Genomic DNA, 23,783 nt, shown 5'->3' with positions numbered 1-23,783 from the left:
TGCGGCATCATCATTTCTGCTTACTTTAACGCTCATTAAATTTGGCTCCATGCCTCTTGCCAGTCGTGAAGGCCATTACCGCGTAAGTACCATTCGTTATGAATTGATTCTCTTAGTTGATCGCCTAAGCGGTAAGTTGTTTCCATATCATGCAGATGAGCATTGATTGCTGCCATCCAGTCTTTAAAACGATTTTCGACCAGCGTTACAGGCAAGCCGCAGCGATAAGGTGCTATATCTGTTGCAATAATTGGAACACCACACGTGCCAATTTCAAGCAGACGTAAATTGCTTTTGCACTCGTTAAAATGGTTTATTGTCAAGGGGACTAAAGCAAGATCAAGATTCAGGCTCGCCAGTTTTTCTGGGTACATATTAAATGGAACGCCTGGATGAAATTCGCATTGCACTCCTCGCGGTTTCATTCCCATGAAGACCCATTCCACTTTATCCTCCATTGCTTTTATTAGAGGCAACAGAATCTCTAAATCACCGGCATGCGTTCCCCCGCCCGCCCATCCGACGCGAATTTTTTTACCCATTCCTCGTTGACTAAGCAAATGCCCCCACTGTTTTTCTGCAAGCCTGTTTTGAGCGATTCGAATATCCGAATGGAAGCGACTGTAGGCATCTGCAAGTGGTGCAGTCGAAACAACAACCCAGTCAGCACACTCCATCACACGTCGAAGATTTTTTATAATGTGCTGGGGAAAATGATTACGATTTCCATTTTTTAGTGGGACGTTTAGTAAGTAATCGTCATACTCAACAACAATTTTTGCATCACAAACGTCCCGGTACTGACTCATTATTGAAGGAAAACGGCTACCGCTAAGTGACTCCAGTAAAATGACATCAGGCTGTAATTGCGCCACTTCCATGACACCGGGAATATCCTGTGTCATGCCCCCTTCTATCATAAAATGACTTTCCATGGCTTTAAAAGGCTGCAAAATTCTGTGGTTTCCACACCCCTGCCAATCTACATGATGAGCCAAAACGACAGGCAATGGACGGCCAGGTAGGGGTTGCTGAAAACGCGCTGTTCCCGGACCCAACGTAAAGGCTTTTCCCATGCGCTGCATGTGAGAATGATAGCAGGGATCGTTTAAAAGGTCGGAGCGCCACTGGCTTCGAAGCATGATGTAATCTTGCAGGAGCGGCCTTTCCTGAATATGAAACTTCTCTGTCATTAGCCTCGTTGCCCCGCCCATGTGGCGAACACGCGCCCATGGAGTCCATACATTCAGGTAGCCTTGTTGCTGCGCACGTAGCCCTAAATCAACATCAGCAAAGTAGAGAGGATAGTTTTGTTCGTCAAAGCCATTAAGATTGAAGAAAACGTCTTTTCGCACCATCATGCATGCAGCACTGACGGCGCCAAGGTTATGCTCGGTCTGTAAATAACGTTGAAATCCTTTGGCTTCACCGTCAGCCCCATCCCAGGGATTATCGACGCCATTTTGTGTGCCGAGGAGATAACCACCATGTTGGATTCGGCCATCGTGATACTCAAGCCTTGCCCCGACAAGCGCAATTTCTGGGCGAAGTGCATGTTCAATTAGAGCATCAAGCCAGTCAGCTTCAATAATCTGACAGTCATTATTGAGAAATAGCAGAACTTCCCCGTTTGCACGTTCTGCAGCCCTATTATTCATTGCAGCGAAATTGAAGGGTGAGTCAAAGCGCAATAATTTAATTTGTTCTAATTTTAGCCCTTCCAACTCCGCTAAAAATTCACAGGCCTGAGGATCAGTCGATAAATTATCCACGATCAATAATTCGTAATGGGGATAGCGTGTTTTTTCCATTAGCGAATCAATACAAGCTCGCAGTAGCGTCAAATGGTCACGAGTGGGGATAATTATTGATACTAAAGGACGTTGTTCCCAGTGATACCTTACACGAGAAAAGCCCGCGTTTTTGCCCTTTTCAATTACAGCAGGTACACCAAGACGATCCAGGTGGGCCTTGACAACATTCTGATATGAAAGAGTTGACACCTCATTTTCGTACCAAAAGCGATTAGACTCATCTGTTTTGACAATAACCTCGGCAAGATGTCCTATTGCCTCCGTGCCTTGCTGCTCAACAGCGCGCCACATGAGTTCATAGATTCCCATGCCAACACTGATGTCAGACATACCACCCAGTTTACTTGCCTTGAGACGATCAAATAACACGGTTCGACCGACATATGGCGTACAGCGAAGCAAATCAATGTTAGGGGCGGGACGCAACACAACACCCGGCTCATTCATCGCATCATTATAGGTTTCATCGCCATACCAAAAAAATCGATTTGGATGACGCAATCGTTGTTCAGCCAATAGCAGAAGAGCATCTGACAATAGTTCATCGCCAGCCATAACCAATAATATTGCTGCGTGTCCTTCTTTATTAATTATTGCGTTCACCTCATCAACCAAAGAGGTTTTGCAACGTTCAATACGCCCTTCTTCCAGGTCAATGTCGATAACGCTGATGAGATCTATGAGCGCTGGAGCTAATGTTTGTTTTTTGATAGCATTTAAAGATCGAATACAAGCCTGACTATCGCCTTTTCCATCAATAATAACTACGGCTATATAGCCACTCTCGGGCACAGAGGCTATAAATGAGAGTAACGCCTGACGACGTGCATTAGTAATGCATCGCTCTTTTAGCCACTGTTCAATAGAGTACGTTTTATCTACCCAGGACAAAACAGACTGGCTGTGAAATCGTAAAGCATGTCGAGAACTTTCACTCATCTTCCAGCAGCGTGCTTCCATCGGGATGGATAAGAGCGCCTGAATGGCCGGGGCAAGCTGCCATTTTTTTTGAAATTCTGACTGGTTTTCTAGTGTCCAACTTTTAGCTGCGTCGAAACCTTTCTTGAGCAGTTCAATCCACTCATCAGTATCTGGACAAAAGCGTAAATTAAGGACATTAAAATGAGACGATTCAAATTCATTGATATTGTGTTCACCAAGATAGCCCTCTACATAATTTGTTGAGGCAAGGAAAACAGGGATGCCTAGCATCAGCGCCTTGGGCACTATCTCATCACTACCGATGATCACATCATAGGTATCCAGCCAGTCTGCATAGATACGACTGACCGGATTGCTGCAGTCAAACCATTCCATCGATACCGATAGTGATTTGAGTTGCTGCTGTAATTCATACATTTCTGCAGAAATGTCAGGAGCAAAGTAGAGAATTTTCTTTATCTCAGTTCGAGATCGCAATGAGCGAGAAAAACTGAATTCCGCTGATGCGGTGTAGGGTAAAAGGTGTAGATTTTTTTCCAGCAGGCCATTTTGTATCAGTCGTTCAGAAATTACGGGGGATAAGCTTAATGACACAGATGCAAGTTGGTTCTCGAGTTCTGCGCCCCAAGGCATATAAACATCATTGTAATCATAAAAATGGCGGAATATGACTGGCGTAGTGCAAGTTAAGTCACTTAGAAGTGACAAAAGCTTTTCTGATACAAAGCCACGATATATCCATATCAGATGGTAACTCTTTGTAATTTCACCTTGTTTATCACTAATGATGCGGAATGACTGATGTTGACGAAGTCGTTCGAGTTCGAATGACAGTGCTTTACCATGAGAACTGGTTACGACATCAACCTGCCATCCCATAGAAAGAAAGACATCGATAACATCAAGCGATTCGCTTACGGACATGGTGAAACGCTCGAATTTATCGATGCTAATTAAAAGCCTGCCCATTTGTATCCCTCTTATTGTAACGCGTCAGCACTAATCAGAGCGCAACTGTGGCACTCATATCAGACTATTGTGTTACGGTTAGAGGCGAATCAAGGGAGGAAATAGCTACCATAAATCGGCGCAATTATATCGATTAAATAAAAACGCCCTCACATTTGAGGGCGTTTTTAGTCATACGTGGTTTGCAGCGATTAACGCAGCAGAGACAGCATGGTCTGTGGTACCTGGTTGGCCTGCGCCAGTACAGAAGAACCGGCCTGCTGCAGGATCTGCGCGCGGGACATGTTTGATACTTCCGTCGCGTAGTCCGCATCCTGAATACGGCTGCGGGCCGCGGTCAGGTTGGTCACGGTGTTGTTCAGGTTGCTGATGGTGGACTCAAAACGGTTCTGAGACGCACCCAGCAGACTGCGCTGATTGTCGACGGCTTTAATTGCTGCATCCACATCTGCCAGCGGGCTGCCATCGGTGCCGCCTGTCGCGTTAACCGTTCCGCTCAGGACATCGAAGCCTTCCGCTGATGTAGTACGTGCGTTGCCGTTAATGGTCTGACCGGTAGTTGAAGCAGTCGCACCTGTAGTGTTAAACAGGTTGAAGCCGTTACTGGCACTGATAGTGATACCGATTGTTTCACCATCTTTTGAGCCGACCTGGAAGTTGTAAGTGCTGCTGCCTGAACCGGTGTTCAGCACTTTGATACCGTTGAAATCGGTCTGCTTAGTCACACGGTTAATCTCTTCCATACGCTGGTTAACTTCAGACTGAATCGAGTCGATGTCAGATGCTGAGTTAGAGCTGTTCTGAGCCTGTACGGTCAGGTCACGCACGCGCTGCAGGTTGTTGTTGACTTCGGTCAACGCACCTTCAGCGGTCTGCGAGAGAGAGATACCGTCGTTGGCATTACGTGCAGCAACGGTCAGGCCGTTGATGTTAGAACTGAAGCGGTTGGCAATTGCCTGGCCCGCTGCGTCATCTTTAGCGCTGTTGATACGCAGGCCGGAAGACAGGCGCTCAATCGCAGTACCCAGTGATGACTGAGATTTGGTCAGGTTATTCTGCGTAACCAGAGACAGGGTATTGGTATTAATAACTGCCATAATAATTATCCTTCATAGTGAATTATAGGGTTCGGATTTGGCCTGCGGCTTCATCGCCTTCAATATTGTTATCGCCCAATACGATTAAAACTTTATGCATGAGAGATATTTTTTCACTATGAAATACGCAATTTCAGATGAGGATCTCACTGGCTTTGAAAAACTGCCATGCGGGTAAATGAAACTGTTCTCGTCACTCATGGAAATTTAAAGGATCATGTTTTCAATGAGTTAAATCAACAAAGTCACGTAATCAGTTTTAAAGACTGGTTTGCTACCGCTACGCTAGAATTAATAACAACACGAGGTTTATCACGAAGTGTAAATAATAAAATTTTTGTTTTATAAGGAAAAATTGTCTTCCAGACTCAAAAAAAATTCACCCACTTAATCTTTTACCTGAAAATGAACATACATATACCTTTAGATAATTACATTGAGTTAATACCCGTTATGTAAGTCAATGCATACTGGTAACCGATCAGGGCAGAATAGTTTAGGAATGGCATTAAATTACAGAAAGTGGGATGTGCGTTGCCAGAGATGTGATAAGTTCATTTTTCAGTTGAGTAAGGATGCATACGCATAAACAACGGTGACATCTACAACGTGTTCCTCTGTGATGTTCTCAGCAATTCAATCGGCCTTCACGACATCCATTGCAGTCATATTATTGTGTGGGGCGGCATGAATTTAATGGATTTAACACGGCTATGTCCAAATCTGATGATTACCTTCCCCTGCGTTTTTTTCTCGTGATAAAAAAAGCCCACATCAGTGTGGGCTTTTTTGAATTCAAACCAATTGCAGCGATTAACGCAACAGTGACAGCATGGTCTGTGGTACCTGGTTGGCCTGCGCCAGTACAGAAGAACCGGCCTGCTGCAGGATCTGCGCGCGGGACATGTTTGATACTTCCGTCGCGTAGTCCGCATCCTGAATACGGCTGCGGGCCGCGGTCAGGTTGGTCACGGTGTTGTTCAGGTTGCTGATGGTGGACTCAAAACGGTTCTGAGACGCACCCAGCAGGCTGCGCTGGTTGTCGACGGATTTAATCGCTTTGTCGATATCGGCCAGCGGCGTAGTACCCGTTGCAGTACCACCGGTCCCACCGGTGACAGCCCCTTTCAGTACGTCAAAACCAATTGCTGAAGTAGTACGGGCGTTACCGTTAACGGTATCGCCAGTGCCCATAGCACGGGTGTTCTGGGCAGTACCAGACTGACCGGCAGCCGCCAGGTCAAAACCGTCACTTGAGCTGATGGTGATACCGATAGTTTCACCGTCTTTCGCGCCAACCTGGAAGTTGTAAGTGCTGCTGCCTGAACCGGTGTTCAGCACTTTGATACCGTTGAAGTCGGTCTGCTTGGTAACGCGGTCGATTTCCTGCATACGCTGGTTAACTTCAGACTGAATCGAATCGATGTCAGAGGCTGAGTTAGAGCTGTTCTGAGCCTGTACGGTCAGGTCACGTACGCGCTGCAGGTTGTTGTTCACTTCGGTCAGTGCGCCTTCAGCGGTCTGCGACAGCGAAATACCGTCGTTGGCGTTACGGGCCGCAACGGTCAGGCCGTTGATGTTAGAAGTAAAGCGGTTAGCGATAGCTTCACCGGCTGCATCGTCTTTAGCGCTGTTGATGCGCAGGCCGGAAGACAGACGCTCAATCGCTGTACCCAGTGATGACTGAGATTTGCTCAGGTTATTCTGAGTAACCAGAGACAGGGTGTTAGTGTTAATGACTGCCATGATAAATATCCTTTAATAAGAAAGACAGGGTCAGGTATTTGGCCTGCGGCTTTATCGCCTTCACTATTGTTATCGCCCGCTGTCGTTGAAACTTTAATTTTTCGTCAGGTTTTTTGATCATTTTGCAGTAAAAACGGCCCCGTGCTGGTAAGACGGATTTCATATTTCATGAAGAGGCCATCTTCACACTACATGAGGTATCTGCCAGACAGGCATTGAAACCTCCAATGCAGCCTAAAACCTGTCAATGTTGTCAGCCGTTGATACTTTATAGATGAAAAAACGCCCTCAATAATGAGGGCGTTTTTAGTCATACGTGGTTTGCGGCGATTAACGCAGCAGAGACAGCATGGTCTGTGGTACCTGGTTGGCCTGCGCCAGTACAGAAGAACCGGCCTGCTGCAGGATCTGCGCGCGGGACATGTTTGATACTTCCGTCGCGTAGTCCGCATCCTGAATACGGCTGCGGGCCGCGGTCAGGTTGGTCACGGTGTTGTTCAGGTTGCTGATGGTGGACTCAAAACGGTTCTGAGACGCACCCAGCAGGCTGCGCTGGTTGTCGACGGATTTAATCGCTTTGTCGATATCGGCCAGCGGCGTGGTGCCGGTAGCTGAACCAGTTGCGCCGCCCGTTACTGCACCTTTCAGTACGTCGAAGCCGACCGCCGAAGTGGTACGGGCGTTACCGTTAACGGTATCGCCAGTGCCCATAGCACGGGTGTTCTGGGTGGTACCAGACTGACCGGCAGCCGCCAGGTCAAAACCGTCACTTGAGCTGATGGTGATACCAATGGTTTCGCCGTCTTTCGCGCCAACCTGGAAGTTATAGGTGGTGCTGCCTGAGCCGGTGTTCAGCACTTTGATACCGTTGAAATCGGTCTGCTTGGTAACGCGGTCGATTTCCTGCATACGCTGGTTAACTTCAGACTGAATCGAGTCGATATCAGAGGCTGAGTTAGAGCTGTTCTGAGCCTGTACGGTCAGGTCACGTACGCGCTGCAGGTTGTTGTTGACTTCGGTCAGTGCGCCTTCAGCAGTCTGCGACAGCGAAATACCGTCGTTGGCGTTACGCGCTGCAACGGTCAGGCCGTTGATGTTTGAGCTGAAGCGGTTAGCAATTGCCTGACCCGCTGCATCGTCTTTAGCGCTGTTGATGCGCAGGCCAGAAGACAGGCGCTCAATCGCAGTTCCCAGTGATGACTGAGATTTGCTCAGGTTGTTCTGAGTAACCAGAGACAGGGTGTTAGTGTTAATCACTGCCATGATGTTTTTCCTTTAAAAAATTGAGCCAGATTAAGGCGTCTGAATTCGGTTTGCTCACCGATAACCTGATTATCGTCAGCACCTACTCAACCTTTAGAAAAAAAACACAGTAATTTTCAGATGGGCAAATCCATGAAGACAATTAAAGAAAGGCTGCTTATCCAGCCATCGATTTTCTAAAGAACAGGCTAATCTTTTACCACTCGCTGCCGATACTCATTCTACTTAGCGTAAACCTCGTAAAGGATAAACTATGGCAAGTGTAAGTTCACTCGGTGCTGGTACGAATCTCGACCTCAATACTCTGTACACGAGTCTGGAAACAGCTGAACAGACTAAACTGACGCCAATTACTCAACAGCAGTCGTCTTATAACGCTCAGCTAACCGCCTGGGGCGTGGTAAAAACCGGTCTTGCGAAAGTGCAAACCGCTGCTGCGGCCTTACAGAATGCGTCTGCTATCGCTGCAACCAAAGTGACCAGTACCAATACGGCATTTACCGCCACGCTTGCCAGTAAAGCCTCTGCCGGTAACTACTCGATTGAAGTAAGTCAGTTGGCCTCTTCTCAGTCACTGCTGTCTAAATCAGCAACCAGTAAAGATGCCGAACTGGGTGACCAGAGCATGGCATCCCGCACCATTACTATCTCTCAGTCTGGTCAGAAAACGCCGCTTAGCGTGACGTTGACGAAAGACCAGACCAGTCTGTCTGATATTCGGGATGCGATTAACAAACAACAAGGTAGCGTTAACGCGAGTATTATTAAAGCTGATGACAATACCTATTATCTGTCCCTGACCGCACGTGATAGTGGAACGGCGAATGCGATGACGGTCAGTACCAATGACAGTACCTTGTCTCAGTACATTAACTACAGCCAGGGCGGTAGCAGCAATGCCATGACCGAACAGGTTGCCGCGAAGGATGCTCAGTTAAAGATTAACGGTGTGTCCATCACCCGTAGCAGTAATACCATTACTGATGCCCCTGAAGGCGTGACGCTTAATCTCAGTAAAACAACTGCGACGGGATCACCTGAAACCCTCACTGTTGCCACCGATAATCAACCGATGACGGCAGCGATACAGGCTTATGTCGATGCTTATAATTCGCTTCAGACTACCATTGGTAATCAGACGAAATATACTGCTGTCAAAGCTGGCACAGCTCAGGACTCCGGTAATGGTGATTTATTAGGTGATAACACGTTGCGCAATATTCAGACCAGTTTGCGTAGCCAACTTTCATCGCCTCAGTCCAGCGGAAACCTCACAACACTGGCTCAGCTTGGTATTACGCAGGATGTGAATGGCAAACTGACTGTCGACAGCACTAAATTGAGTAATGCGTTAACGAATCAGCCTTCCGATGTGTTGAGCTTCTTGACAGGCGACGGTAAAACGACAGGTTTTGCAACGCAGGCTAACAACACTCTGACGCAGATGCTCTCAAGTAGTGGTCAGGTACAAAATGCCACTAACGGGATTAATACCTCCCTGAAGCAGCTTTCAGACCGTTACACTGAAGTGAATGATCAGATCACCGCAACGATGGCTAGATACAAAACTCAGTTTACCAATCTGAGCACACTGGTTTCTTCCATGACGCAGACCGGTAACTATCTGACCCAGCAGTTCGCTAAATTATAACAGGAGTAGTAAGCATGTACGCTAAGTCCGGTACTCAGGCCTATGCGCAGGTGGGCGTGGAGAGTGCAGTGTTGAGCGCAACTCCACACCAGTTGGTCGTACTGCTGTTTGATGGCGCAATAAGCGCCATGAAAAAGGCCGCTATTTTAATTGAACAAGGCGATATCCCGGGTAAAGGAAACGCCTTATCAAAAGCCATTAATATCATTACCAATGGTTTGCGCGCAGGCCTGAATCATGAGGTGGGCGGTGAAATTTCTGCCAACCTCGATAACCTGTATGAGTATATGACTCGCCGTCTGTTACAGGCCAATCTCAATAATGATGTTGAGGCGATTACCGAAGTCGAAGGTTTACTGAATAACATCGCGGATGCCTGGAAACAGATTGGTCCTAACTATCAGCCACAGCAGGATGCGTTTTAATGAGTAATCCACTCGAGCTGCTAAAAGGGTATCAGCAATTGCTCACGCTCAGTAATGCTATGCTGGAGCACGCCAGACAAGGGCAATGGGATGAGCTGTTGAGTTGCGAATCAACTTATATTAGCAGCGTCGAGCGTGTAGCGCGTGATAACGATGCCAACATTCTTTCCGCACTACAGCGGGCACAAATTCGCCCGGTACTTGAGCAAATTCTGCGTAACGAAACCACGCTGAAAACCTTGTTGGGCGAGCGGATGCATGAATTGCGCTCGCTGGTGACGACCTCAACGCAACAACAAAATGTCATGACCTCTTACGGCAATATGGCGGGCAATATTCTTTACCCAAAAAGCCAATAAAAAGCCGACTTTCGCGGGTGGAAACTATATTTTTAGTTCACCCGCGTAATTTCTTCACTCTTATCCCATACTTCCAGTTCTCTCTCCTTTGACTGGAAGCACGTCATGCAGAACCCAACCTTATTGCAGTTTTTCCACTGGTACTATCCCGATGGCAGCAAGCTGTGGCCGGAAGTAGCCGATAAAGCTGCCCTGCTTAACGACCTGGGCATCAACATGGTATGGCTCCCTCCTTGTTATAAAGGCGAATCAGGTGGCTATTCGGTGGGTTATGACAGCTATGATCTGTTTGATTTAGGCGAGTTCGATCAAAAAGGCAGTCAAGCTACGAAATATGGTGATAAACAGCAGTTGCTGGATGCGGTTAACGCGTTACGCAGTCACGATATTGGTGTGCTACTTGATGTCGTGCTTAACCATAAAATGGGGGCAGATGAGAAAGAACAGATTCGGGTCAATCGTGTTAATCCCGATAATCGTGATGAAATCTATCCAGAGGTGGTGGAGTGTGAAGCCTGGACACGCTTTAATTTTCCGGTACGAGCAGGACAATACTCAAAATTTGTCTGGGACTACAAGTGTTTCAGCGGCGTAGATCATATCGAAAACCCGGATGAAAACGGCGTATTTAAAATCATCAATGATTACACCGCCGAAGGCTGGAACGATCAGGTAGACAATGAGTTAGGTAATTTCGATTACCTGATGGGCGCCAATATCGATTTTCGCAATAATGCCGTCAGAGAAGAGCTAAAATACTGGGCGCGCTGGGTTATGGAGCAGGTGCCCTGCACCGGATTCCGGCTGGATGCGGTGAAGCATATTCCGGCGTGGTTTTATAAAGAGTGGATCGATCATATTCAGGACGTCGCCAGCGATCCATTGTTTATCGTGGCGGAATACTGGTCTTTTGAAACCGATAAACTGCAGGAATATATTCACCAGGTTGACGGCAAAACCATGCTGTTTGATGCTCCCTTACATATGAATTTCCATGAGGCATCTAAAGCCGGCAGCGCCTATGACATGAGCAAAATCTTTGATAATTCGCTGGTTCTGGCCGATCCCTGGCATGCCGTGACTATCGTTGCTAACCACGATACGCAACCCTTACAGTCTCTTGAAGCCCCAGTCGAGTCCTGGTTTAAACCGCTCGCTTACGCGCTCATTCTGTTACGGGAGCAAGGTGTGCCAACCGTCTTTTATCCCGACCTGTTCGGTGCCAGCTATCAGGATGAAGGCGGTGACGGCGAAGTCCATCAGGTTGATATGCCGGTTATTCCTGAGCTGGAAAATCTTATTCGTGCCCGTCAGCTATTTGGCTGGGGAGCACAAACCGATTATTTTGATCATCCAAACTGTGTGGCATTTAGCCGCAGTGGCACGGCTGAAAACCCTGGCTGCGTCGTCATCATGTCCAACGGTGACGCGGGAGAAAAACATATTTCGATGGGTGAAGGCTATGCAGGGAAAGTCTGGCGTGATTATCTGGGACACAAGTCAGAAACCCTTACCGCTGATGACAACGGCAGTGCGTTGTTTAGCTGTAACGGTGGCAGCGTGAGCGTGTGGGTAGTTGAAGCGTAAAAGGTGTAAGATCCATTTTATCGACGCTTTCAACCTGACTTACAGGCTGTAAGGTCTTGTAGGAATGCGGTCCATTGGACCGCGTTCAGCAATTTACTTCGCTAATGCCGGGCGCATTAATTGAGGCTCGATATTCTGGATAACCGCAACGCCGGGCTGCTTTGCCACTTCAGCAATGGCGTTTTGACAATCAAGAGTCGGTCGCTCGACCTTACGCATTGTGAGGCCGTCGTATTGCAGCTCCCCATCATCTACATCCAGAGTCATCACCCGCATCTGACGCGTAACGTTGACGTAATCCCCGTTCAGCAGTGTCAGTTTACCTGGTTTCGCAATCACTCGCTGCCACTGGCGACAATCCAGCGTACTGCCATCGGCATGGATAATGAGGCTGGCCATTGCCTTGTCACTGATCAGATCGCTTTGTGGCCCTACCGTCTGCCAGTTACCTTGTAAATTTGCCGGAGCAGGCGTTTGCACCGCACTCTCATAACTATTGATTTGCGCGCAACCACTCAGTGCCAGTGTGGCAATCAGCATCCAGTTTTTCATCTTTGATCCCTACAATCCGGTTGATGGCGGCTACGTTATAATTTTTACGGTAAGGTGCGCAAGCTATCTGAATACGGTCCTCGAGATAAAGCGGTATTTTCCTGGGTATCAGGCGCTGGCGAACGGGATTTATCCACGCCATCTGGATAATGGACGCCGTCTTGCCCTGCCCCGGCTATGCCTGACAAGCCTGATGTAACAGGCTACACTGTGCCGCTGCAATAGATATCAGGAAACCTGCAATGAAAACTCCAGAAGCGTATTACGCTCAGGCGCGAACCCTGTTCTTCACTGCCCATGCTGACTTCCAGGCAGCATTAGATGAGCTGACGGAAAGCGATGCACGCGCCGCCAACATGTCGTTGCGAGAATTACGCGAATGGCATGCCGAGCGCATCTACGCCGCTTTTTTACGTCAAAAGAATCTCGATGGCATTATTTTCTCAATCCAGCTCGCGGAACCAGATAAAGCCGTTGCCGCCGAGGCGATAGAGGCGTACCTCAGATCGCATGCGGAATCACTGGGAATGAGCTGGGAAGAGTTCTGTATTAAGAATGAACTGTAGTGACTCAGCCCTTTGCAGGCGAGAGGGCAAGACGCGTGATGCGGACGACAGAGTAAGAAAGTGAGCACGCGCTTGCCGATCATCATGTTGACCGGCTTCGCTGGCGACAGACCACAGACTTATCGCCAGCGAAGCCGTTACTCTTCCTCTGCCATTTTACCTCTTACTTCAACATATTTGGCGACGGCCAGCAGCCGGTTGATGTGAGTCAGTAGCAAATCGATATCCGACTGCATGAACTCAGAGGATGAACGTGAAGCCGTTACTATCGCATCCTGAACCGTTTCTGAAATGGTTAACGCGTTGTCTTGTTTCGCCTGGACTAATAAAGCTGCAACCAACAACGACTGCGCTTCGATCTGCGCAGTCAGTTCCTTTGCGTCGACATCCATTTTTGCTAGTTTGAGCAGAATATCTATAACCAATTGTCGCATTGCACTTCTCCTGGTGAGTGAGCGCACATATTGTTGTGAACGCCATCAGAGTAAACCAGATGAAAGTGCTTTTCTACGCAGCTCAGAAAAAACGAATTAACCCGAACATCAGCTTGATACTGTTTTTATTTACAGTAAAATGGCAAAGCGATTTTGCCCTTAAGGGATTGTTAACATGTTTGTAGAGTTAATTTACGATAAACGTAATGTCGCGGGCTTGCCAGGCGCGCGTGAAATGATCTTAGAAGAGTTAGAAAAACGCGTACATCGTGTTTTTCCTGATATCGAGGTTAAGGTCAAACCCATGGAACGTAATGCGATTGAAACCGATCTCAGCAAAAACGAGAAGGCGACGATAGCGCGTCTGGTGGAAGAGATGTTTGATGAGGCAGAGTTTTGGTTGGTGGCTGATTAATCCCTTAATCGCCACCACATCAGTTAGCGGGAGATAACTTAACTCTCCTGCTCACTGTGGTTAATTTCAATTTCGATATCCTGAATCGCCTTCTCCAGATCTTCCAGCAACGTACCCTGCTTGTTGAGCAGCGCATCAATGCGGGCTGCATTGCCCTCATCTTTGTATTCACCGGCATCAAAAGCTAACCAATGGGCGGAAAGTGTCTCGGTATTGGTCTGTGCATAGTGACGCATTTCTTTCAGCTGTGATGCCACGTCACGCAGGTAATCTGTTTTGCTTTTGGTTTCGATTGAATCAGTCATGCTGTCTTTCCTTTTGGTGGTTTATCCAATGAAAATATCGCCTGGAGATTTAAAGATAGGACAATATAGCGATATTGCATTAGGAATAATCGGAAGTGGCTGCAGAGCCTGGTGAGCGAAGACTGAGTAAGCTGGTCAAACGCTTAGCGTCAGCGTTTAAGCGTAGTCGCAACAGCGCAACAATGCTGGCTAATGCACAGCAGCATTCATCCGTGTCACGGCGGTTTCTCACGAAATTGTTTTGCTGGTCTAAACTAAACAGACTGAAGAAAGGAGCAAACAATGCATAAACATCAGAGTAACGAACAACGTAAACATGAAGGTGATGTCAGCAAAGGATTACCCGAAGCTGCGCCGAATGCGGGTAATGCGTACGAGGAAGACGATCATCCTGCTACCGATGCGCCGAAAGATCATGGCGAAGTCCCGAGAAAAAATGATGACAGCCAGGATGATAAAAAAGATCCATACAAGGCATCCTAGACTATAACACCTTGCCCCTATAAACGGGGCAATCATACTTATTTTTATACAGTAGCTAGTGCAGGAAGCATGCCTTGATGAAATATTATTCTTATCTCGCAATATAAAAACACAATATTTCAAAAAGTCAATTAATTTTAAAACAAAAACTTTACAAAAGCTATCTTGGCTAGCCACAAAAAAATTAATAAAAAATCATCAATTCAAAAAAACTAATTGCGATCAATAAATATAAAAAATTCACAGCGAATGTTTTTTATGCAGGCATAAAAAATGCAATAATTTGCTTCCCCAACACCTTTGAATTAATTAAGAAAAATGACATATTTTTTATTGACATCATTAATTTTATCAACATTTTTATCTAATAGATTTATAATTTGCAAAACAGTTATCACTTGCATAATATTGTTGCTTTTTTGTTTCTGGTCTGTTTGCAATATGTTTACAGGAAATGGCATAACAGATGCCGTTTTTTATCATTTATTCAATAGTACTCGTGGAACATCCCTTGACGACTTATACCCTAAGTTAAAGCTTGCAATACCATTCCTCATTACATCGTCAATACTGATTGGTTATTGTGTCTTATGTAAAAAAAATAAAATCAAAAAAATAAATATAGAAAAAACGAACTATTTTTTCGTTTGTTCACTTCTCATAATACTAACGATGCCATTTTCAAGAAACATATCAGCTTCAATATTACATATTATAAAGCCTCAAGGGAATGCAGACCGCGTCTCGGCGGAATATAAAACTTTAAATTCCAGCTTAAATAAAAAATATAACTATGTTTTTATATATGCTGAAAGCCTTGAAAAAACATTTGAAAAACTAAACGAAACAAATTATTTACCTGAATTATCGAAAATCGCAAACGACTATGCTCAATTTACTAACATAATACAACCAACAAATGGCGGCTTTGGTTGGACGATGGCTGGAATGGTCAATACACAATGTGGCGTACCATTAGTAATGGCGCAAGGGAACACCGGCGGCAACGCGGCCCATTTTTTACCCAAGGCTAATTGTGTTGCTTCATGGCTTAAAAAAATTGGTTACCGGACTCACTTTATCAGAGGCAGTAATAAAGAGTTTGCTGGTGCGGATAAATTTTTTTCACAACATGGATGGAGTCGTCAAGACGATTTGAATTTTTTCATTGAAAATAAAATTGCTAAATCTGATCAAATCAGTGGATGGGGTGTCCAGGATGATGTCTTGTTAGACTATGCATGGGATAAGTACCTTAATTTATCTAATACTAAACAACCCTTTTTATTGTCTCTCCTTACTGTTGGCACCCATGCACCTGATGGTAAAACCTTAGCAACCTGTGAAAATAAAATCATAAAAGAACAAAAAATTAAGATGTTATCCGCAGTGAGATGTTCAGACTATCTTATTTCTAATTTCATTAATAAGTTAATCAATAGTGATTATTTTGATAATACAATTATAGTTTTAGTTTCCGATCACTTAATGATGCGTAACAGTGCCAGCCAACTTCTTGATGCCAACTCTAGCGAGCGTAGAAACAATTTTATTGTTATAAAAAAAGGGTTGAATAATTATAAGAATGATAACCCTGGCTCTTTAATTGATGTTTGGCCAACCGTCCTTGATATTTCAGGAAAAAAAGATAACTCACTCGGCTTTGGTGTGAGCCTGCTTTCAAACAATGAAAGCTCTTTTTACAAAAACTTATCTATAGATAACGCCTATGATTATATAAAATTTTCTTCTAAATTATGGAACACCCCCTCATTAAAAGAAGGTTTATCAAAATCCGGAGATCGTATTCAGATCGGAAAGCAGGCTTATTCTCTACCTGTTTTTGCTGAGCTATCAAATGAAAATCTTGGTTCAGTTTGGTTTGAAGGGTTCGCAAAAAACGTAATTCAATATACATCTAAAGGCAAATCGTTTTTTTACGCAAATCTATGTAAAAACATTGGCATTGATAGTGAAATGATCTGTGCATACCATGTAACTCCAAAAAAAATCACAAAAATGTTAGTAACACCAATGGGCTTGAAATCTGTCTACGAAAAAGATGCAACGAGTATTTTATATAAAGAGCATATTGCAGGTATTTCTTCAGGACCTTACTTCATCGATAGTGGGATTTCTTCAACCGCGGGTAAACGTATGGCTACTCCTTTTGGTTTTTCTTTTCTGACCAAAAAGGATAATGGTTTTAACGTGACTTTAAACTTTGAAACTTGTCATAATCAATCTTTGGATAAAGATAAAATTAAGACCCTTCTGGCAGAAAATCACCATTTAATTTATACTTCTAATGATTCTATTAATTGTGGGGATGATAAAACAACCAATGAGCTTAGCTCGCTTTTGTCAGATAAAAATTTTACAAATCTTGCATTCCGCCAGCAGGTTACGGGAATTATCACTGGAGGTAAAAGCGTCTCTGTAAAAGGATTGCCTGATATGCCGCTTGATACATTCATCGATCTGCAACAAAACACCATTCATCCTGTCTGCGAAGTCTTTCTTGACTGCCCCACCCCCAGTAGTTAAAAAGTATGAAAGGTGCAACAATTGTGTTGCACCTTATAATATTACTTTTCTCACATCACTTTTTTTCATACTATTTAACTGAAAGAGTCATACATCCTTTAGGATAAAATCCATGTCCTGACAACCCCCTGCTATTTTTATGACAATTACATAAACCTTAACCAGTTTATTCTCATGAGCAGGATAGTATCTTTTTGATAGTATTGAAGACTCATGCGAGTTATTAATGGCGGAAAAAACCGTTTTTATCATTGCAAAAGCATCCTTCCGACAACTTTCTTCAATTGCATTGGCAAAGTGAGATGAACGTGATAAACGTCTATACAACCAACATCGAGGCCAATAGTTGAGTAAATAATAAGTTCAGACATTCACTGGACCCTTCCCTTTTGGTTGGTCATATTACTCAGGAAAGCTTTTTTATCGTCTGAACCTCAAAAAATTCACACTTCTGGATGTGCCCACAGAAAAGCCGACCGCTGGTTCCCCTCTGTGCATGGATAAATATTTACGGGTACTACCGGGGTTATTAAGAGAAGCAGTTACTTTACACGTAGGTGGCTACGTTTTTCTTGTAGCGATCTCTGCCCCGGCTGATAGCAGTCCGGTGCATCTGCATATCCTTAAAATTAATGATATTAAGATTCCTTAATAATGTTACGCCATAGACCACATCATGCCCAGGCAAGAGGGCGGGTTGATATTCATCGACGTCGTAAAACTACCTGACGACTATGCACAATTAAACTTGCTGATAACTGTTCTGAGAATATTGTAAAAAGACTGAATTATTGCGGATTTGAGCAAGTCTATCATTATGGATGTTATGCGGTACGGAACACTAATGAGTAACGCCACAGTAAGGTTATCTGACAAACAGTGCTTCAGGAATACGCAAAAGAAACCTACTGCGTCAGCAGGGTGAGGGCTGATGTAAGAATGAAGCCTCTACAGGCTGATAACGATTATGAGAATAAGGTTTTGTAACTGGCAGATTTTTGATAACAGAAGTTATGAGGACGTTTTTCAGTCTGTGGCTATGTGTTTACTCAGGCACACGATTGTCTGTCGTTACTGATGGCGGTTAGATATTCGGAGTCAACGTGAGGAAAAACAGTCTAACCAGGTTGTCTTGCATCCAGCTGGGCCTGAGCATCTAATAAATTTTATACCATAAACCCGCTTTCTTTCTTTTGCGTGAAAATGAACGATCTTGAGCTACATCCGTTCTTCGTCAAAGTGGCTTCTCAATCATTCATTTTTTTAAAATACGTTAGTCTTCTACACCTGCATGTTCATGATGTCGGTATAAGCCGACACCAGCTTGTTCCTGACCTGAATGCCCATCTGCATAGAAATTGATGATTTTTGCAGATCGACCATCACATCATTGAGCGCGATACCTGGCTTACCCATTTCAAAATCCTGGGCCTGGGTACGTGCTGTCGTCTGGGTTTCACTGATTTTGTCGAGTGCGGCCTTCATGGTCGCGCCAAAGTCGATATGGCTGGTGACGTCGTTGCTTTTGTTGTTGGCCTGAAGCGACGTCATCTGTAGCTGCTGTAAAACACCGTCGATTGCCTGAATTGACATTGCTGTTACCTCATTGAAAAGAGATGAAGATTTTTGATGAGTAGAGAAGTTAACACATTGTCAATAAGACAAAGCCCCTAAATGACACTAAAAACCGTGGCTTATTCACCCATCGAATTTTGCGTTTCATCAAATAATGCCAGGCATTGAAGTGGAAATTTTATTTAAGCAGGTCAGGGAGTCTGTTTTGCCAACACAACTAACCCGGTCAATTACGTCAGGCAGGAATCGGTCATGAATGCGAGTGCAGCCGCCACACAAGATCAAGATAAGAAAGGCTTCGGTGACCTTCTCGCTCGCCTGCGTGCTAATCCACGTATACCTTTAATCGTTGCCGCCGCCGCTGCCATTGCAGTGGTGTTTGCGTTAGTCCTCTGGGCCAAGACACCTAACTACAGCGTGTTATTCAGCAATCTCTCTAATGAGGATGGCGGTGCCATTGTCACGCAGTTGACGCAGATGAATGTACCTTATCGCTTTGCCGATAACGGTGGCGCATTGATGGTCCCTGATGACAAGGTGCATGAACTGCGTCTGCGCCTGGCACAGCAAGGTCTGCCGCAGGGTGGCAACGTTGGCTTTGAACTGCTGGATAAAGAGAAGTTCGGTATCAGCCAGTTCAGCGAGCAGGTGAACTACCAGCGCGCACTGGAAGGTGAACTGGCGCGTACCATCGAATCACTGGGCCCGGTTAAAAGCGCTCGCGTGCACCTCGCAATGCCTAAACCTACCCTGTTCGTGCGTGAGCAAAAAGCCCCTTCTGCTTCAGTAACCTTAATGTTGCAGCCTGGTCGCGCCCTGGATGAAGGCCAGATTCAGGCCATTACCCACATGGTTTCCAGCAGCGTGGCCGGTTTACCACCGGGCAACGTCACCGTGGTGGATCAAAGTGGTCACCTGTTAACACGTTCTGATGCAGTTGGCCGTGACCTGAATGATGCACAGCTTAAATATGCTGCCGAAGTTGAAACCCGTTATCAGCAACGTATCGAAGCGATCCTGAATCCGATTCTGGGCCAGGGCAACGTGCATGCACAGGTCACCGCGCAGATTAACTTTGATACCCGCGAACAGACTGACGAGAAATATCAGCCAAATGGCGATCCGAAAAACGCGTCTATCCGCTCACAGCAGACCAGTACCAGCGATCAGTCTGGCAGCCCATATCCTGGCGGCGTGCCTGGCGCGCTGTCGAATCAGCCAGCGCCAGCCAACACCGCGCCGGTGAATGCACCTAATACCAACGCGGCTAACGGTCAGAATGCGAATGGCCAGAATGCAAATGGTCAGAATACGAACGCGAATGGTCAACGGACCAGCACTGCGGCCGCCAGCAGCGTGCCCACCAACTCTCGCCGCGATGACACGGTGAACTATGAGCTGGACCGCACCATTCGCCATACCAAGATGAATGTGGGCGATGTGCAGCGCCTGTCCGTCGCCGTGGTAGTGAACTATCGCGAAGACGATAAAGGCAAAGCGCTGGCACTGAATGATCAGCAGTTGAAGCAGATTGAAGACCTGACACGTGAAGCCATGGGTTATTCACAACAACGTGGCGACAGCGTCAATGTTGTGAACTCGCAGTTCAACACCACCGAACCAACGGTCAGTGAACTGCCCTTCTGGCAACAGCAGACGTTCTTTGACCAGTTGATGAACGCAGGTAAATGGCTGTTGGTTGCGCTGATTGCCTTCATCCTGTATCGCAAAATGGTGCGTCCACACGTACTGCGTAAGAAAGAAGCTGAGAAAGTGGCAGCAGAAGCGCTGGCCGCACGTGCCACACAGCAGAACGATCAGGAAGCGTACAGCGTCCAGCTCAGCAAAGATGAAATGGACCAGGAACGGAAAACTAATAACCGCATGAGCGCTGAAGTCATGAGCCAGCGTATCCGCGACATGTCTGAAAACGATCCGCGCGTTGTAGCGCTGGTTATTCGCGAATGGATGAGTAACGAACTATGAGTCTGACCGGTACTGAAAAAAGCGCCATTCTGATGATGACCATTGGCGAAGAACGCGCTGCGGAAGTGTTCAAGCATCTGAACCAACGTGAGGTTCAGCACCTGAGTGCGGCCATGGCCAGCATGCGTCAGGTGTCGCACAAGCAACTAACAGAAGTGCTGCGTGAGTTCGAAGCTGATGCCGAGCAGTTCGCGGCGCTGAGCCTGAACTCTAACGATTACCTGCGTTCCGTCCTGACCCGAGCGCTGGGTGAAGAGCGTGCATCCAGCCTGCTGGAAGATATCCTTGAAACCCGCGATACCACCAGTGGGATGGAAACGCTTAACTTCATGGAACCGCAGGCGGCTGCCGATCTTATCCGCGACGAGCATCCGCAGATTATCGCCACCATTCTGGTGCACCTCAAACGTGGCCAGGCGGCAGATATCCTGGCGCTGTTTGATGAACGCCTGCGTCACGACGTCATGCTGCGTATTGCGACCTTCGGTGGCGTACAGCCAGCCGCGCTGGCAGAACTGACCGAAGTCCTGAACAGCCTGCTCGATGGTACCAACCTCAAGCGCGCGAAGATGGGCGGCGTAAGAACAGCGGCCGAAATTATCAACCTGATGAAAACCCAGCAGGAAGAAGCGGTCATCGAAGCGGTACGCGACTTCGACGGCGAGCTGGCACAGAAAATTATCGACGAGATGTTCCTGTTCGAAAACCTGGTGGAAGTGGACGATCGCAGCATCCAGCGCCTGTTGCAGGAAGTGGAGTCCGAGCAGTTGTTGATCGCACTGAAAGGTGCCGAGCAGCCACTGCGCGAGAAGTTCCTCAAAAACATGTCAGCACGTGCGGCAGATATCCTGCGCGACGATCTCGCCAACCGTGGTCCGGTGCGTATGTCTGCGGTCGAGAACGAACAGAAAGCAATCCTGTTGGTGGTTCGCCGCCTGGCAGAGTCCGGCGAGATGGTAATCGGTGGTGGCGAGGAAACCTATGTCTGATGCATTTTCCGCCCGCCCATGGCAGCTGTGGCAGCCGGTAGAGCTGGGTCGTCCTGAAGAACCTGCCATGGTGACGGCTGAGCCAACAGACGTTGAGGTCTTCGAATCTGAAGAAGATGAGCAACAACAACAGTTTGAACATATGCAGCAGCAGCTGCGTAAAGAAGCCCATGGACAAGGCTATAGCGAAGGCCACCTGCAGGGATTTGCTGAAGGGCAGAAGACCGGTTACGACGCAGGCTTTCAGCAAGGTCTGGCCGATGCACAGCAGCAGCAGGCGCCGTTGCAGGCCCGTATGCAGCAGTTAGTGACTGAGTTTCAGAACACGCTGGAATCACTGGACAGCGTGATTGCAGCCCGCCTGATGCAACTGGCGCTTGAAGCCGCCCGTTCGGTGATCGGTCAGGCGACGACGGTGGATGGTAGTGCCCTGCTTCGTCAGATTCAGGGCCTGCTTCAGCAGGAACCCATGTTCAGCGGTAAACCTCAGCTGCGCGTGCATCCGGATGATTTACTGAGAATTGAGCAGACGTTAGGGCCCACGCTTGATCTGCACGGCTGGCGTTTACTGGCGGATAATACGTTGCATCCCGGCGGCTGTAAGCTCAGCGCCGAAGATGGCGATCTTGACGCCAGCGTAGCCACTCGCTGGCAGGAACTGTGCCGCCTTGCTGCACCGGGAGAGTTTTAATGACCACACGTCTGAACCGCTGGCTTGGCTCGCTTGATGCCTTTGAGAGTCGTATTGCGCAGGTCCAACCCATTCGTCGTTATGGACGTCTGACCCGTGCCACCGGCCTGGTGCTGGAGGCAACCGGCCTGCAGTTGCCCCTCGGTTCGACCTGTGTGATTGAACGTAACGACGGTAAAACCATTAGCGAAATTGAAAGTGAAGTGGTCGGCTTTAACGGTCAGAAGCTGCTGATGATGCCGCTGGAAGAAGTGGACGGCATTCTGCCTGGCGCTCGCGTTTATGCCCGCGCCACGGGTGAACACCCACAGGCAGGCAAACAGCTTCTGCTTGGCCCACAACTGCTGGGCCGCGTACTTGACGGCAGCGGACGTCCTCTTGATGGCCTGCCGTCACCGGAAACGGGCTACCGCGCGGCCTTAAATACGCCGCCGTTTAACCCCTTACAGCGTACGCCCATCACTGACGTACTGGATACCGGCGTGCGTGCTATCAATGCCCTGCTTACCGTCGGCCGTGGTCAACGTATGGGGCTGTTTGCGGGTTCAGGCGTTGGTAAGAGCGTGCTGCTTGGCATGATGGCGCGCTATACCCAGGCCGACGTGATTGTCGTGGGATTAATCGGTGAACGTGGTCGTGAAGTTAAAGACTTTATCGAAAATATTTTAGGTGCTGAAGGCCGTGCCCGTTCCGTGGTAATTGCCGCGCCGGCCGATGTGTCGCCGCTGTTACGTCTTCAGGGCGCCGCCTATGCCACACGAATTGCAGAAGACTTTCGCGATCGCGGTAAACATGTCCTGTTGATCATGGACTCCCTGACGCGCTATGCGATGGCGCAGCGTGAGATTGCCCTGGCCATCGGTGAGCCACCGGCCACCAAAGGCTATCCACCGTCCGTGTTTGCCAAGCTCCCGGCACTGGTTGAGCGCGCCGGTAACGGTATCGATGGCGGCGGTTCCATTACCGCCTTTTACACCGTACTGACCGAAGGCGACGACCAGCAGGACCCGATTGCCGACTCTGCTCGCGCGATACTCGACGGGCACATCGTGTTGTCACGCCGTCTTGCTGAAGCCGGGCACTATCCGGCCATTGATATTGAAGCGTCAATCAGCCGTGCCATGACATCACTGATTGATGAGAACCACTATGCACGCGTACGCCAGTTCAAGCAGTTGCTCTCGAGTTTCCAGCGCAACCGTGACCTGGTCAGCGTCGGCGCCTATGCCGCAGGCAGCGATCCCATGCTGGATAAAGCCATTCAGCTTTACCCGCAGATGGAAGCCTTCCTGCAACAAGGCATTTTTGAACGCAGCGAGTACGACGATGCCTGCCTGCACCTGCACGCCTTGTTCGGCTAAGCCGCGCGTTTAATACGAGGACATCC

20 protein-coding genes are annotated in these 23,783 nt (G+C 47.3%); 12 read left to right on the top strand and 8 right to left on the bottom strand.

Translation table 11 applies throughout. The features are described from left to right. Window positions 1-35: 35 nt before the first annotated feature. The 4 genes from FBY13_RS07570 to FBY13_RS07555 all read right to left on the bottom strand — a co-directional run bounded on the left by FBY13_RS07570 (window position 36) and on the right by FBY13_RS07555 (window position 7,831). Window positions 36-3,725 carry a glycosyltransferase gene (locus tag FBY13_RS07570; protein ID WP_145393867.1) on the bottom strand — a complete coding sequence of 1,230 codons (3,690 nt, stop codon included), beginning with the start codon at window positions 3,723-3,725 and terminating at the stop codon, window positions 36-38. Window positions 3,726-3,916: 191 nt separating this feature from the next. Continuing rightward, entirely contained in the window at window positions 3,917-4,822 is a 906-nt protein-coding gene (locus tag FBY13_RS07565; RefSeq protein WP_145393866.1) for a flagellin, read from the bottom strand. Between the two features lie 813 nt (window positions 4,823-5,635). Then, window positions 5,636-6,568: a flagellin gene (locus FBY13_RS07560; RefSeq protein WP_145393865.1), complete on the bottom strand. Its 933-nt coding sequence runs from the start codon at window positions 6,566-6,568 to the stop codon at window positions 5,636-5,638. Between the two features lie 330 nt (window positions 6,569-6,898). Beyond that, window positions 6,899-7,831, bottom strand: coding sequence for a flagellin (locus tag FBY13_RS07555; RefSeq protein WP_145393864.1), 933 nt, complete (start codon window positions 7,829-7,831; stop codon window positions 6,899-6,901). A gap of 253 nt (window positions 7,832-8,084) precedes the next feature. On the opposite strand from FBY13_RS07555, the gene fliD reads away from it, so the two are divergent. The 4 genes from fliD to amyA all read left to right on the top strand — a co-directional run bounded on the left by fliD (window position 8,085) and on the right by amyA (window position 11,853). Continuing rightward, window positions 8,085-9,482: a flagellar filament capping protein FliD gene (fliD, locus tag FBY13_RS07550; protein ID WP_145393863.1), complete on the top strand. Its 1,398-nt coding sequence runs from the start codon at window positions 8,085-8,087 to the stop codon at window positions 9,480-9,482. 14 nt (window positions 9,483-9,496) lie between these two features. After that, window positions 9,497-9,907 carry a flagellar export chaperone FliS gene (gene fliS / locus FBY13_RS07545; RefSeq protein ID WP_145393862.1) on the top strand — a complete coding sequence of 137 codons (411 nt, stop codon included), beginning with the start codon at window positions 9,497-9,499 and terminating at the stop codon, window positions 9,905-9,907. Continuing rightward, complete coding sequence (gene fliT / locus FBY13_RS07540) at window positions 9,907-10,266, top strand: flagellar protein FliT (RefSeq protein WP_145393861.1); 360 nt, start codon at window positions 9,907-9,909, stop codon at window positions 10,264-10,266. Before fliS ends, fliT begins: the two co-directional genes overlap by 1 nt. Before the next feature lie 105 nt (window positions 10,267-10,371). Next, window positions 10,372-11,853, top strand: coding sequence for an alpha-amylase (gene amyA / locus FBY13_RS07535; protein ID WP_145393860.1), 1,482 nt, complete (start codon window positions 10,372-10,374; stop codon window positions 11,851-11,853). A 93-nt stretch (window positions 11,854-11,946) separates the two neighbouring features. Here amyA and yedD read toward each other — a convergent pair whose 3' ends face one another. Further along, on the bottom strand, window positions 11,947-12,405 hold the full coding sequence (gene yedD / locus FBY13_RS07530) for a lipoprotein YedD (RefSeq protein WP_145393859.1): 459 nt from the start codon (window positions 12,403-12,405) through the stop codon (window positions 11,947-11,949). Window positions 12,406-12,647: 242 nt separating this feature from the next. On the opposite strand from yedD, the gene FBY13_RS07525 reads away from it, so the two are divergent. Then, the gene (locus tag FBY13_RS07525) at window positions 12,648-12,971 is read left to right on the top strand and encodes a DUF6388 family protein (protein ID WP_063879969.1); all 324 of its coding nucleotides are present in this window, start codon (window positions 12,648-12,650) and stop codon (window positions 12,969-12,971) included. Window positions 12,972-13,108: 137 nt separating this feature from the next. On the opposite strand, the gene iraP is transcribed toward FBY13_RS07525, so the two are convergent. Beyond that, the gene (iraP, locus tag FBY13_RS07520) at window positions 13,109-13,405 is read right to left on the bottom strand and encodes an anti-adapter protein IraP (RefSeq protein ID WP_063879970.1); all 297 of its coding nucleotides are present in this window, start codon (window positions 13,403-13,405) and stop codon (window positions 13,109-13,111) included. A gap of 175 nt (window positions 13,406-13,580) precedes the next feature. On the opposite strand from iraP, the gene FBY13_RS07515 reads away from it, so the two are divergent. Continuing rightward, on the top strand, window positions 13,581-13,820 hold the full coding sequence (locus FBY13_RS07515; protein ID WP_063879971.1) for a DinI-like family protein: 240 nt from the start codon (window positions 13,581-13,583) through the stop codon (window positions 13,818-13,820). A gap of 38 nt (window positions 13,821-13,858) precedes the next feature. Here FBY13_RS07515 and FBY13_RS07510 read toward each other — a convergent pair whose 3' ends face one another. Beyond that, a complete protein-coding gene (locus FBY13_RS07510) occupies window positions 13,859-14,125 on the bottom strand; it encodes a hypothetical protein (RefSeq protein ID WP_063879972.1) in 267 nt (88 codons plus the stop codon). 282 nt (window positions 14,126-14,407) lie between these two features. Between FBY13_RS07510 and FBY13_RS07505 the strand changes: the two genes are divergently transcribed. Both FBY13_RS07505 and FBY13_RS07500 read left to right on the top strand, forming a co-directional pair. Beyond that, window positions 14,408-14,608, top strand: coding sequence for a hypothetical protein (locus tag FBY13_RS07505; protein WP_096010450.1), 201 nt, complete (start codon window positions 14,408-14,410; stop codon window positions 14,606-14,608). 441 nt (window positions 14,609-15,049) lie between these two features. Beyond that, complete coding sequence (locus tag FBY13_RS07500) at window positions 15,050-17,155, top strand: sulfatase-like hydrolase/transferase (protein WP_186440798.1); 2,106 nt, start codon at window positions 15,050-15,052, stop codon at window positions 17,153-17,155. Between the two features lie 1,281 nt (window positions 17,156-18,436). Here FBY13_RS07500 and fliE read toward each other — a convergent pair. Further along, window positions 18,437-18,748, bottom strand: a complete 312-nt coding sequence (fliE, locus tag FBY13_RS07495; RefSeq protein ID WP_063879975.1) for a flagellar hook-basal body complex protein FliE — start codon at window positions 18,746-18,748, stop codon at window positions 18,437-18,439. A 234-nt stretch (window positions 18,749-18,982) separates the two neighbouring features. On the opposite strand from fliE, the gene fliF reads away from it, so the two are divergent. From fliF to fliI, 4 genes are read left to right on the top strand one after another with little or no spacing between them, the layout of a single operon-like run. Beyond that, window positions 18,983-20,716, top strand: coding sequence for a flagellar basal-body MS-ring/collar protein FliF (gene fliF / locus FBY13_RS07490; RefSeq protein ID WP_096010448.1), 1,734 nt, complete (start codon window positions 18,983-18,985; stop codon window positions 20,714-20,716). Then, window positions 20,713-21,705: a flagellar motor switch protein FliG gene (fliG, locus tag FBY13_RS07485; RefSeq protein WP_109718341.1), complete on the top strand. Its 993-nt coding sequence runs from the start codon at window positions 20,713-20,715 to the stop codon at window positions 21,703-21,705. Before fliF ends, fliG begins: the two co-directional genes overlap by 4 nt. Beyond that, window positions 21,698-22,396: a flagellar assembly protein FliH gene (gene fliH, locus FBY13_RS07480; protein ID WP_109718340.1), complete on the top strand. Its 699-nt coding sequence runs from the start codon at window positions 21,698-21,700 to the stop codon at window positions 22,394-22,396. The genes fliG and fliH overlap by 8 nt, the downstream gene beginning before the upstream one ends. Continuing rightward, on the top strand, window positions 22,396-23,757 hold the full coding sequence (gene fliI, locus FBY13_RS07475; RefSeq protein ID WP_063879979.1) for a flagellar protein export ATPase FliI: 1,362 nt from the start codon (window positions 22,396-22,398) through the stop codon (window positions 23,755-23,757). The genes fliH and fliI overlap by 1 nt, the downstream gene beginning before the upstream one ends. The last annotated feature ends 26 nt before the right edge of the window (window positions 23,758-23,783 follow it).

The organism is Pantoea sp. SJZ147 (genome assembly GCF_007828605.1).
GTDB classification, from domain to species: domain Bacteria; phylum Pseudomonadota; class Gammaproteobacteria; order Enterobacterales; family Enterobacteriaceae; genus Pantoea; species Pantoea allii.
Note: the sequence above shows the minus strand (reverse complement) of the source record. Positions and strands in the feature narration are given on the sequence as shown.